We start from the raw sequence: 11,651 nt of genomic DNA, 5'->3' as shown, positions 1-11,651 counted from the left end.
TCTCGGGTTTACCGTTTCACGCCTGAACCACCATAATTCATCTCATTCCGCCCAAGGAGACCGCCTTGTCGAGCGCGTCCACTCTCGCCTTTGATTCATCGGTGCTGCTGGTGCAGCTGTCCGATAGTCATCTATTTGCCGAAGAGGACGGACGACTCCTGGGCATGAACACGGCCGACAGCCTGCAGCGGGTGATCGAGCGGGTGCTGGAAGAGCAGCCGCATATCGACCTGGTGCTGGCCACCGGGGATCTGTCCCAGGATGGCAGCGTCGAGTCCTACGAGCGCTTCCGCGACCTCTGCGCGGTGATCCCCGCCGAGAGCCGCTGGTTCCCGGGCAACCACGACGAAGTCCAGGTGATGGAGCAGGTCTGTGCCGGCACCGGGCTGCTCGACCCGATCATCGATTTCCCCGCCTGGCGCGTGGTGTTGCTGGACTCCACCATCGGTGGCGCCGTTCCCGGCCACCTTCCGCCGGAACAGCTGGCGCTGCTGGAGCAGGCGGTGAGCGAGGCGTCGGACAAGCACGTGCTGATCAGCTTCCACCATCATCCGGTCCCGATCGGCTGCCGCTGGATGGACCCCATCGGCGTGCGCAACCCGGACGCCCTGTTCACCGTGCTGGACCGTTTCCCCCAGGTGCGCGCCGTGCTCTGGGGCCATGTGCACCAGGAGTTCGACCAGATGCGCAATGGCGTGCGCCTGCTGGCCTCGCCCTCCACCTGCGTGCAGTTCGCGCCGGGCAGCGAGGAGTTCCAGGTCGACACCGAGGCGCCGGGTTACCGCTGGCTGCGCCTGCAAGCCGATGGCGCGCTGGAAACCGGCGTATCGCGGGTCACCGGTATCGACTTCGAAGTGGATTACAGCGTCAAAGGTTATTGACCTTCGCGTTGCGGCACGGCAAGAAGTACAGCTTGCCCGCCAGACTTGCCAGGATGCCGCGTGTCGACCGAACAGCCCTCCCTTCTCTATATCCACGGCTTCAACAGCTCGCCCGAATCGCAGAAGGCGCGCCAGCTCGCCGCGCTCATGCAGCGCCTGGGCCTGGCCGGGCGACTGCTCGTCCCGGCGCTGCACCACCACCCGCGTGAGGCTATCGCCCAGCTCGAAGCGGCCCTCGCCGAGCTGGGGCGGCCGGTGCTGGTCGGCAGCTCACTGGGCGGCTACTATGCGACCCTCCTGGCCGAGCGGCACGGGCTCAGGGCCGTACTGATCAACCCTGCGGTGGCCCCGCACCGGTTGTTCGACGGCCAACTGGGACCGCAGAAGAACTACTACAGCGGCGAGACCTGGGAGCTGACGCAGGCGCACGTGGATGCCCTGGCCGAGCTGGAGGTTCCGCCCCCGCAGGACCCGGCCCGCTACCAGGTCTGGCTGCAGACGGCCGATGAAACCCTGGATTACCGCCACGCGGAGCGCTACTACCGTGCCTGCGCCCTGCGCATCGAGGCCGGTGGCGACCATGGTTTCCAGCATTTCCCTGCCCACCTGCCGGCCCTGCTGGCGTACGCCGGTTTTCCCGCCAGCCTGTGGCGGGATATCGACTTTTCCACCCTTTGACGAAGAGACCCCATGGCCCAGCAGAACGCTTACAACGCAGACGCCATCGAAGTCCTTTCCGGCCTCGACCCGGTGCGCAAGCGCCCGGGCATGTACACCGACACCAGCCGGCCCAACCACCTGGCCCAGGAAGTCATCGACAACAGCGTTGACGAAGCCCTGGCCGGCCATGCCAAGAGCGTGCAGGTGATCCTCCACGAGGACAATTCGCTGGAGGTGATCGACGACGGCCGCGGCATGCCGGTGGACATCCACCCCGAAGAGGGGGTGCCCGGCGTCGAGCTGATCCTCACCAAGCTGCACGCGGGCGGCAAGTTCTCCAACAAGAACTACCAGTTCTCCGGCGGCCTGCACGGCGTGGGCATCTCGGTGGTGAACGCCCTCTCGACTCTGGTCGAGGTGCGCGTCAAGCGCGATGGCAACGAATACCGCATGACCTTCGCCGATGGCTTCAAGTCCAGCGACCTGGAAGTGATCGGCACCGTCGGCAAGCGCAACACCGGCACCAGCGTGCATTTCTGGCCCGACGCCAAGTACTTCGACTCGCACAAGTTCTCCGTCAGTCGGCTCAAGCATGTGCTCAAGGCCAAGGCCGTGCTCTGCCCGGGGCTGCTGGTCAGCTTCGAGGACAAGGCCAGCGGCGAGCGCATCGAGTGGCACTACGAGGATGGCCTGCGTTCCTACCTGGTGGACGCGGTCAGCGAGTTCCAGCGCCTGCCGGACGAGCCCTTCGTCGGCAGCCTGGCCGGCAACAAGGAGGCCGTCGACTGGGCCCTGCTGTGGCTGCCCGAGGGCGGCGAGTCCCTGCAGGAAAGCTATGTCAACCTGATCCCCACCGCCCAGGGCGGCACCCACGTCAACGGCCTGCGCCAGGGCCTGCTGGATGCGATGCGCGAGTTCTGCGAGTTCCGCAACCTGCTGCCCCGTGGCGTCAAGCTGGCTCCGGAAGACGTCTGGGAACGCATCGCCTTCGTCCTCTCGATGAAGATGCAGGACCCGCAGTTCTCCGGGCAGACCAAGGAGCGCCTGTCCTCCCGCGAGGCGGCCGCCTTCGTCGCCGGCGTCGCCAAGGACGCCTTCAGCCTCTGGCTCAACGCGCACCCCGACATGGGCCTGCAACTGGCCGAGCTGGCCATCAGCAACGCCGGCCGCCGCCTCAAGGCGGGCAAGAAGGTCGAGCGCAAGAAGATCACCCAGGGCCCGGCGCTGCCCGGCAAGCTGGCCGACTGCGCGGGTCAGGACCCGATGCGTTCCGAGCTGTTCCTGGTGGAGGGTGACTCCGCCGGCGGTTCGGCCAAGCAGGCGCGTGACAAGGAGTTCCAGGCGATCATGCCGCTGCGCGGGAAGATCCTGAACACCTGGGAAGTGGATGGCGGCGAAGTGCTCGCCAGCCAGGAAGTGCACGACATCGCCGTCGCCATCGGCGTCGACCCGGGCACCCCCGACGTGGCGCAACTGCGCTATGGCAAGATCTGCATCCTCGCCGACGCCGACTCCGACGGCCTGCACATCGCCACCCTGCTGTGCGCGTTGTTCGTCCGTCACTTCCGCCCGCTGGTGGAAGCCGGGCATGTCTACGTTGCGATGCCGCCGCTGTACCGCATCGACCTGGGCAAGGAGATCTACTACGCCCTCGACGACGCCGAGCGCGATGGCATCCTCGATCGCCTGGCGGCCGAGAAGAAGCGCGGCAAGCCGCAGGTCACCCGCTTCAAGGGCCTGGGCGAGATGAACCCGCTGCAACTGCGCGAAACCACCATGGACCCGAACACCCGGCGCCTGGTGCAGCTGACCCTGGAAGATGGCGAAGGCACCCACGAGATGATGGACATGCTGCTGGCGAAGAAACGCGCCGGCGACCGCAAGTCCTGGCTGGAGTCCAAGGGCAACCTGGCCGAGGTCCTGGTGTGAGGGCGAGCGTCCTTCTCGCCCTGCTGCTGACCGCCTCGCCTCTGTGGGCCGCCCCGCCGGTCCAGGAACTCAAGCTCAGCGCCGAGTACCCGGTGGACGGCGTCGCCGAGGGCAACCTCTCCGGCATCGCCCTCTGTGGCAAGGAGCTGCTGGTGGTCTCCGACCGGGTCGATGACCGCCTGTTCCGCCTGGTGCCGTCGGAAGGCGTGCTCAAGGCCGAGGCCGAGCGCTTCGTCGCCCCGCCACCGCCACCCAGCGGCCTGCCGTGGGGCGTTCGTGTGCGCAACTGGGCGATGAGCATGGTGCGCGGCAACGAACTGGACTTCGAAGGCATCACCTGCGACGCCGCCGGCAACCGCTACCTGGTGAGCGAAACCCATGCGGCGGTGCTGCAGGTACCGCACGCCGGCAGCGCCGACTGGTTGCGCCTGCCGGAGAGCCTGGTCCGCCAGGCCCGCGCCAGCGGCATGCTGCTGCACTTCAACGCCCTGCTGGAAGGCATCGCCGTCGAGCCCTCCGGCGAACGCCTGTGGCTCGGCGCCGAGCGCGAACGGCGCGGCCTGATGGTGCTGCACCGCAAGCAGTCCACCTGGGGCTGCTCCGGCGGCTGCGTGCTCTTCAGCGAAGCCGGCGAGGATGCCCCGCCGCCCGGCCTGGGTCGTGGCGTGCCGATGCCCAGGGATTTCTCCGACCTGGCCTTCCACAACGGCAAGCTGTACACCCTGGAGCGTCATGCCCACCGCATCTGCCGTCGCGACCCGAGCAAGGGCAGCGTCGAGCGTTGCTGGTCCTTCGCCGCCGAGGCACTGGCCGAGCCGCGTCGCTACGACGTCGACTGGGGCATGGCCGAAGGCCTCTGGGTCGATGCCGAGGGTGCCTGGATCGTGCTCGACAACGGCAACAAGGCCCGGGCCGATGGCGAGCTGCGACCGATCGTCTGGCGCTTCGCCAAACCGAGCGGCGGCTGGGAGCAGCCATGAGCGAGCAGGCGCCGGGCAAGCGCGCGGGCAGGGTCATGCTGATCCTCGCCTGGGGCATCGCCATGCTCCTGGCCACGCACTTCTTCGGTCGCTGGGAGGACGGCCAGCGCAACCCCAACCAGGTGCCGGAATCCCGGCGCGGCGACGGCTACGTGGAGGTGCGCCTGGCCAGCAGCCGGCAGGGGCACTACCTGATGAACGGGCGCATCGATGGCCGCCAGGTCACCTTCCTGCTGGATACCGGCGCCACCGCCGTGGCCGTTCCCGAGACCCTGGCCGACGAGCTGGGCCTGGCCCCGGGCGAGCCCATTACCTTGAGTACCGCCAATGGCCGCAGCAATGGCCATCGCACCCGGCTGCGCGAGCTGCAGCTGGGGGAGATCGTCCTCGCCGACGTGCCCGCGATCATCGCGCCCGGCATGGATGGCGACGAGGTGCTGCTCGGCATGAGCGCCCTCAAACAACTCGAATTCACCCAGCGCGACGGCACCCTGGTGCTGCGCCAACACATGTCACCGTGAGGCACGCATGAGCGAATCCCTCGATCTCAGCCTGGAAGGCGTGGAGCGCCGCTCCCTCGCCGAGTTCACCGAACAGGCCTATCTCAACTATTCCATGTACGTGATCATGGACCGCGCCCTGCCGCATATCGGCGACGGCCTCAAGCCCGTGCAGCGGCGCATCGTCTACGCCATGAGCGAGCTCGGCCTGGACGCCGACTCCAAGCACAAGAAGTCCGCGCGCACCGTGGGCGACGTGCTCGGCAAGTTCCACCCCCATGGCGACTCGGCGTGCTACGAAGCCATGGTGCTGATGGCCCAGCCCTTCAGCTACCGCTATACGCTGGTGGACGGCCAGGGCAACTGGGGCGCGCCGGACGATCCCAAGTCCTTCGCCGCCATGCGCTACACCGAGGCGCGCCTGTCGCGCTACTCCGAGGTGCTGCTCAGCGAGCTGGGCCAGGGCACCGCAGACTGGGGCCCGAACTTCGACGGCACCCTGGAAGAGCCGCTGGTGCTGCCGGCGCGCCTGCCGAACATCCTGCTCAACGGCACCACCGGCATCGCCGTGGGCATGGCCACCGACGTGCCGCCGCACAACCTGCGTGAGGTCGCCAACGCCTGCGTGCGCCTGCTCGACGAGCCCAAGGCGACCGTCGAGCAGCTCTGCGAGCACATCCCGGGGCCGGACTATCCGACCGAGGCGGAGATCATCACGCCGCGCGCCGACCTGCTGAAGATCTACGAGACCGGCCGTGGCTCGGTGCGCATGCGCGCCGTGTACCACGTCGAGGATGGCGACATCGTCGTCACCGCGCTGCCGCACCAGGTCTCCGGCGCCAAGGTGCTGGAGCAGATCGCCGCGATGATGCAGGCCAAGCCTTCCAAGGCGCCGCAGATCGCCGACCTGCGCGACGAGTCGGACCACGAGAACCCCTGCCGCATCGTGATCATCCCGACCAGCAGCCGCGTCGACCACGCGGCGCTGATGCAGCACCTGTTCGCCAGCACCGACCTCGAGTCCACCTACCGGGTGAACATCAACATCATCGGCCTGGACGGCAAGCCCCAGGTCAAGGACCTGCGCACCCTGCTCACCGAGTGGCTGACCTTCCGCGTCGGCACCGTGCGCCGCCGCCTGCAGTTCCGCCTGGACAAGGTCGAGCACCGCCTGCACCTGCTGGAAGGCCGGCTGATCGCCTTCCTCAACCTCGACGAGGTGATCCGCATCATCCGCACCGAGGACCAGCCCAAACCGGTGCTGATGGAGCGCTTCGGCCTCACCGAGGTCCAGGCCGAGTACATCCTCGAGACCCGCCTGCGCCAGTTGGCCCGCCTGGAAGAGATGCAGATCCGTGGCGAGCAGGAAGAGCTGGCCAAGGAGCGCGAGAAGCTGCTGGCGCTGCTGGGCAGCGAAGCCAAGCTGAAGAAGCTGGTGCGCAAGGAAATCCTCGAGGACGCCGAGAAATACGGCGACGACCGCCGCTCGCCGATCGTCGAGCGTGCCGAGGCCAAGGCGCTGACCGAACACGACCTGCTGCCGAACGAGAAGGTCACGGTGGTGCTGTCGGAGAAGGGCTGGGTGCGTTCCGCCAAGGGCCACGATATCGATGCCACCAGCCTTTCCTACAAGGCCGGCGACGAGTTCAAGGCCGCCGCGCCCGGCCGTTCCAACCAGTACGCCGTGTTCATCGACTCCACCGGTCGCAGCTATTCGCTGGCGACGCACACGCTGCCATCGGCCCGTGGCCAGGGCGAGCCGCTGACCGGCCGCCTGGCCCCGCCGCCGGGAGCGACCTTCGAATGCGTGCTGCTGCCCGAGGACGATGCGCTCTATGTGATCGCCTCGGACGCCGGCTACGGTTTCGTGGTCAAGGGCGAGGACCTGCAGGCCAAGAACAAGGCCGGCAAGGCCCTGGTCAGCCTGCCCAATGGCGCCCGTGTCGTGCCGCCAAGGCCGCTGTCGAGCCTGGAGGAGGACTGGCTGGCGGCGGTTACCACCGAAGGGCGACTGCTGCTGTTCAAGGTGGCCGACCTGCCGCAACTGGCCAAGGGCAAGGGCAACAAGATCATCGGCATCCCCGGCGACCGCGTCGCCAGCCGCGAGGAGTACCTGGCGGACCTGGCCGTGTTGCCGGCCGGTGCCACCCTGGTGCTCCAGGCCGGCAAGCGCACCCTGTCGCTCAAGGCCGACGACCTGGAGCACTACAAGGGCGAACGGGGCCGACGTGGCAACAAGCTGCCGCGCGGTTTCCAGCGCGTCGACGCGCTGCTGGTCGAAGTCCAGGGCTGAATCGGCGTTCGCCGCCCGTCGGTTGCCATTCGACGCCCGAGGCTGGAGTCATCCATCACATTGGCGGATGATATGTCCCCTCGGGCCGCGCGCGGTTGTGGCGAACGCTCCGAACATCAATGAATCCGACTGCGGGTTGCCGTGTGGCGGCCCTGGGTGAGAGAGATGAAACGTCTTCCTTTGTTGGCGCTGTTCACCAGCCTTCTGGGCCTGGGTGGCTGCGTTCACAATGCACCGGTACCCATGTACCAGCTCGATAGCGGCACCGCCGAACTGCCGGACCAGTCCGCCGGCATGGCCGTCCTGCTGGGGCCGGTTTCGGTTGCCGACTACCTGCAGCGCGAAACCCTGCTGCAGCGCCAGCCCGACGGCAGCCTGACGGCTTCCACCGATGGCCGCTGGGCCGGCAGCCTGGCGGGCGATATCGATCAACTGCTGCTGCGCCAATTGTCCTGGCGCCTGGACAGCCAGCGCCTGGTGCTGGCGCCGTCCACCCCCGGCTTCACCCCCGAGATCCAGGTCCTGCTGACCATCAGCCGCCTCGACTCCGGCCCCCAGCGGCCTGCCGTGCTGGAGGCCCAGTGGCGCCTGCTGGACAAGGCCGGTCAGCTGCGTGACAGCCGCCTGGTACGCCTGGAACAACCCCACAGCGGCACTGCGGCCGACCAGGTCCGCGCCCAGAGCCAGCTGCTCCAGCAACTGGCCGAGCAACTGGCGGGTGCGGTCAAGCCGCTCGCCGGCCAGCCCACGGCAGCCGCCGAGGAACCGCGCAAGGCCAATGCCGCCCCGGCGCGCTCGCGCGGACCGACGCCTCCGAAGATCCCGTTGGCCGCCCCGGTGCGTACCGATGTGGAAGTGTTCCGCTTCTGATCGCTGCCGATCGACGAAAAAGCCCGCTTGATGCGGGCTTTTTCATTGGTATCGCGATTCGCCTTCGGATGCGCGGGTGGCGACGCTTCAGGTGGCCGCGCGCCTGGCGAGCAGGCGACGTACGCTGAGGCCGCCTAGTGCCAGCAGCAGGCAGGGCAGGCCGACCCAACGGGCTTCGGAGAGCAGCACGTCGATGCCGCGCTGGGTGAAGAAGCCGCCAATGAAGGGTGACACCTCGATGGGGCGCCAGGGCAGGAAATGACGCTGCATGTCCCAGGGCCAGAACCAGGCCACGCCCAGGCCGCCATCGGTCATGGCGTCGAGCAGGCTGTGGCTGAGGGTCGCGAGGCCGATGAACAGGCCCGCCTTCAGGGGGCCGCAGCGCAGCAGCGGATGGACCAGGGCGCCGAACAGGCCGCAGCAGGCGGCGAACAGCAGTGAATGGCTGAAGCCCCGGTGGCCGAAGGCGTCGGCGTAGGCGATGCCGAGCTTGAAGGCGGCGACATCGGCGTCGGGCAGGCAGGCGAAGAACAGCCCCGCCAGCAGCAGCCATGGTGGGATGACGCGGCTGCCCAGGGCGATGCCCACCGCGAGGACGGGCAGGGGATGGGTGATGAGGGTGGTCATGGCGCCTGTCCTTGGCTGACGGGCTCAGTGGCGCCCGGCGTCGTGCATGTGGGCCAGCTGGCGTTCCAGCAGCGAGGGGTAGGGCTCCAGCAGGCGCTCGACGCAGCAGGCGCCTTCCGGGCTGGCGATGGGGCGTACGCGGGCGCGCTGACGCACCAGCGCGTCGTCGGCGATGGCGCGCTCCACCAGCAACAGGTTCCGGCTGTGCTGGCTCAGCGCCAGGGCGCTCTGGGTGGTGTCGTCCAGCAGCAGGTCGCCCTGGCCCAGGCCGGCGAGGCTGTCGCCGAGGGTCAGGCCCAGTTGCAGCTGCAGGGTGATGCCGCTGTCGGCCACTTCGATCTGCAGGGCATGGCCGAGTGCGCGCAGCAGCTCGCCGCAGCAGAGCGCATGGGTCAGGTGGTCCTCGCCGCTGTCGGCGCTGTGGAACAGCATGAGGCTGCTGCCGTCGTTGAGCGTGTGCAGCTCGCCCTGGTAGAGCTCGGCGGCCTGGTCGAGGCAGTCGCGATAGCGTTGCAGCAGGTCCAGCAGTCGGCTGCGGGGCAGGCGGCGCAGCTGGTCCTGGGCGCCGAGCTGCACGGCGAGCACGGCGCTGCGGTGCAGGTCGTCCTCGTTCTCCTCGGGCACGAGGGCCGGGGCTGCGGCGGGCGGTTCTTCCTCGCGCGGGCGCAGGTCGGCGAAGGGGTCGTCCTCGTCCGGGGTGAACAGGCGGCTCGGGGTTTCCTCGGCGCTGTCGCCGTCGAAGCTGCCATCGCGCAGGTTGCGGATCTCGAAACCCTCTTCCCCGTGGTCCTGGTCGTCCTCGAGGAAATCCTCTTCCTCGTCCAGGTAAGCCTCCTCGATCTCGGGTTCGGGCTCAGGTTCGGGTTTCTCCGGCACCAGGCGTGACTGTAACTGGCGGGCGAGGTCGCCGATCTCGTCCTGGCGGCCGGCGCCGGGGGCGGGGTCGTCCGGATCGCGCAGCCAGACCCGCAATTGCAGCAGCGGGGTGGAGATGTGGCGGCCGAGGCGCAGGCTGAGGGACAGCGCCAGGGCGAGGAGGATCAGGCTGAGCAGGCCCATGCTCTGCAGGCTGATGGTCATGGGCTGCTGGAACTGCTGCATGTCCAGGCTCAGGCGCAGGTGCCCGGCGATCACCTCCTGGAAGGTGATCGGCGTGGAGTACAGGCCTTCGACTTCGCCCAGGAGGCCCTGCTTGGGGCGCGACCCGGCTTCGGCGAGGATGCGGTTGTCCACGCTGTAGATGGCGGCATGGGCCACCAGGGGGTTCTTCACGAGGTTGTTGAGCAGCACGTTGAGGCTGAGGATGTCGTTGGACACCAGCAGCTCGGTGGCGGACGCGGCGGTCTGCGCGGTCAGGCTCTGGCCCAGGGCGTCGGCCTGCTGTTGCATCGCCTGCTTGAACTGCATGCCCATCACCCAGGCGTAGATCACCAGGGCCAGGGCGACCAGCAGGAGGCTGTGGCTGGCGATGCGCAAGGCGATCGGCACACGGCGCTGGCGCAGGGCGTGGTAGATCAGCAGGAAGAAGTTGTCGGGTTTGACGGGCGTAGGCCGGTTCACAGAGCTCGGCTCTTCTCGGACGGAATTGTGGCGCAGTATAACGGCGCCCCCTAGCAGGGCAAAGCGCCCGGCATGCTCGTCAGACCGTGAAAGTGGGTAGAATGTGCGCCTTTTCCACTGCGGGAGGTGCGCCTTGCGCGAAATAGTCCTGATCAACATCACCGGGGAAGACCGTCCCGGCCTCACCGCCGCGATCACCGGTGTTCTCGCACAGGGCGGGGTGAACATCCTCGACATCGGCCAGGCGGTCATCCACGACACGCTGTCCTTCGGCATCCTGGTGGAGATACCGGACAACGAGCAGGCATCGTCCGTGCTCAAGGACGTGCTCTTCACCGCCTACAAGCTGGACCAGCAGGTGCGTTTCACCCCGGTTTCCGAGAGCGATTACCAGGTGTGGGTCGGTGGCCAGGGCAAGCCCCGCCACATGGTGACCCTGCTGACCCGCAAGGTCACCGCCGAGCAGTTGCAGCGCGTCAGCGCCATCACCGCCAAGTACGGTCTGAACATCGATCACATCGATCGTCTCTCCGGGCGCATGCCGCTCGATATGCCGGCCAGCCAGGGCAAGGGCTGCATCGAGTTCTCCGTGCGCGGCGAGCCGGCCGACCCGGCGGCGTTGCGGGCCGAGTTCCTCAGCGTGGCCCAGGAGCTGAACGTCGACATCGCCTTCCAGCGCGACTCGGTGTTCCGCCGCAACCGCCGCCTGGCGGTGTTCGACATGGACTCCACGCTGATCGAGGCCGAGGTGATCGACGAGCTGGCCAAGGCTGCCGGCGTCGGCGAGCAGGTCTCGGAGATCACCGAGCGGGCGATGCGCGGCGAGCTGGATTTCCGTGCCAGCTTCAAGGAGCGCCTGGCGCTGCTTCGGGGCCTCTCCGAAGACGTGCTGGAAGAGATCGGTGCCTCCCTGCGCCTGACCGAGGGTGCCGAGGCCCTGTTCGCCGAGCTCAAGCGCCTGGGTTACAAGACCGCCATCCTCTCCGGTGGCTTCAGCTACTTCGCCAAGCAGTTGCAAGCCAGGCTCGGCATCGACTACGTGTTCGCCAACGAGCTGCAGATCGAGGACGGCAAGCTGACCGGCGTCGCCGTCGAGCCGATCGTCGACGCCCAGCGCAAGGCCGACCTGCTGCGCGAGCTGGCGGAGAAGGAAGGGCTTCGCCTGGAGCAGACCATCGCCGTGGGGGATGGTGCCAACGACCTGCCGATGCTGGCCCTGGCCGGGCTGGGCGTGGCCTTCCGCGCCAAGCCGCTGGTCAAGCAATCGGCCAAGCAGGCCATTTCCACGCTCGGCCTGGACGGCATCCTCTACCTGCTGGGCTTCCGCGACCGCGACGGCCAGGACTGATCG

10 protein-coding genes are annotated in these 11,651 nt (G+C 68.0%); 8 read left to right on the top strand and 2 right to left on the bottom strand.

Going from position 1 to position 11,651, the window contains the following annotated elements:
* The first annotated feature begins 65 nt into the window (after window positions 1-65).
* The 7 genes from cpdA (at window position 66) to PHLH3_RS27340 (ending at window position 8,113) form a co-directional block, all read left to right on the top strand.
* The gene (gene cpdA, locus PHLH3_RS27370) at window positions 66-881 is read left to right on the top strand and encodes a 3',5'-cyclic-AMP phosphodiesterase (protein WP_213626605.1); all 816 of its coding nucleotides are present in this window, start codon (window positions 66-68) and stop codon (window positions 879-881) included.
* Window positions 882-941: 60 nt separating this feature from the next.
* The gene (locus PHLH3_RS27365; protein ID WP_213626603.1) at window positions 942-1,559 is read left to right on the top strand and encodes a YqiA/YcfP family alpha/beta fold hydrolase; all 618 of its coding nucleotides are present in this window, start codon (window positions 942-944) and stop codon (window positions 1,557-1,559) included.
* Between the two features lie 12 nt (window positions 1,560-1,571).
* Window positions 1,572-3,470 (top strand): DNA topoisomerase IV subunit B, encoded by a 1,899-nt coding sequence (gene parE, locus PHLH3_RS27360; protein ID WP_111259866.1) that lies wholly within the window; start codon window positions 1,572-1,574, stop codon window positions 3,468-3,470.
* Window positions 3,467-4,450 carry an esterase-like activity of phytase family protein gene (locus PHLH3_RS27355; RefSeq protein WP_244862946.1) on the top strand — a complete coding sequence of 328 codons (984 nt, stop codon included), beginning with the start codon at window positions 3,467-3,469 and terminating at the stop codon, window positions 4,448-4,450. Before parE ends, PHLH3_RS27355 begins: the two co-directional genes overlap by 4 nt.
* Entirely contained in the window at window positions 4,447-4,971 is a 525-nt protein-coding gene (locus PHLH3_RS27350; RefSeq protein WP_213626601.1) for a TIGR02281 family clan AA aspartic protease, read from the top strand. The genes PHLH3_RS27355 and PHLH3_RS27350 overlap by 4 nt, the downstream gene beginning before the upstream one ends.
* A gap of 7 nt (window positions 4,972-4,978) precedes the next feature.
* Window positions 4,979-7,243, top strand: a complete 2,265-nt coding sequence (gene parC, locus PHLH3_RS27345; RefSeq protein WP_213626599.1) for a DNA topoisomerase IV subunit A — start codon at window positions 4,979-4,981, stop codon at window positions 7,241-7,243.
* A gap of 165 nt (window positions 7,244-7,408) precedes the next feature.
* Entirely contained in the window at window positions 7,409-8,113 is a 705-nt protein-coding gene (locus PHLH3_RS27340; RefSeq protein ID WP_173171349.1) for a PqiC family protein, read from the top strand.
* A gap of 87 nt (window positions 8,114-8,200) precedes the next feature.
* Here the strand turns inward: PHLH3_RS27340 and PHLH3_RS27335 are convergent, their stop codons facing one another.
* Both PHLH3_RS27335 and PHLH3_RS27330 read right to left on the bottom strand, forming a co-directional pair.
* Entirely contained in the window at window positions 8,201-8,740 is a 540-nt protein-coding gene (locus PHLH3_RS27335) for a metal-dependent hydrolase (RefSeq protein ID WP_213626597.1), read from the bottom strand.
* 24 nt (window positions 8,741-8,764) lie between these two features.
* Complete coding sequence (locus PHLH3_RS27330; RefSeq protein WP_213626595.1) at window positions 8,765-10,300, bottom strand: AhpA/YtjB family protein; 1,536 nt, start codon at window positions 10,298-10,300, stop codon at window positions 8,765-8,767.
* A 133-nt stretch (window positions 10,301-10,433) separates the two neighbouring features.
* Between PHLH3_RS27330 and serB the strand changes: the two genes are divergently transcribed.
* A complete protein-coding gene (serB, locus tag PHLH3_RS27325) occupies window positions 10,434-11,648 on the top strand; it encodes a phosphoserine phosphatase SerB (protein ID WP_213626594.1) in 1,215 nt (404 codons plus the stop codon).
* Window positions 11,649-11,651: the final 3 nt, after the last annotated feature.

This window comes from Pseudomonas sp. Pc102 (assembly GCF_018408275.1).
GTDB lineage: Bacteria > Pseudomonadota > Gammaproteobacteria > Pseudomonadales > Pseudomonadaceae > Metapseudomonas > Metapseudomonas tohonis.
This window is presented reverse-complemented; position numbering and strand designations above follow the sequence as displayed.

Coding starts and splice junctions, on each gene's coding strand:
- PHLH3_RS27340 (WP_173171349.1), top strand. CDS start 7,409: ATGAAACGTCTTCCTTTGTTGGCGCTGTTCACCAGCCTTCTGGGCCTG.
- PHLH3_RS27335 (WP_213626597.1), bottom strand. CDS start 8,740: ATGACCACCCTCATCACCCATCCCCTGCCCGTCCTCGCGGTGGGCATC.
- PHLH3_RS27350 (WP_213626601.1), top strand. CDS start 4,447: ATGAGCGAGCAGGCGCCGGGCAAGCGCGCGGGCAGGGTCATGCTGATC.
- parC (WP_213626599.1), top strand. CDS start 4,979: ATGAGCGAATCCCTCGATCTCAGCCTGGAAGGCGTGGAGCGCCGCTCC.
- parE (WP_111259866.1), top strand. CDS start 1,572: ATGGCCCAGCAGAACGCTTACAACGCAGACGCCATCGAAGTCCTTTCC.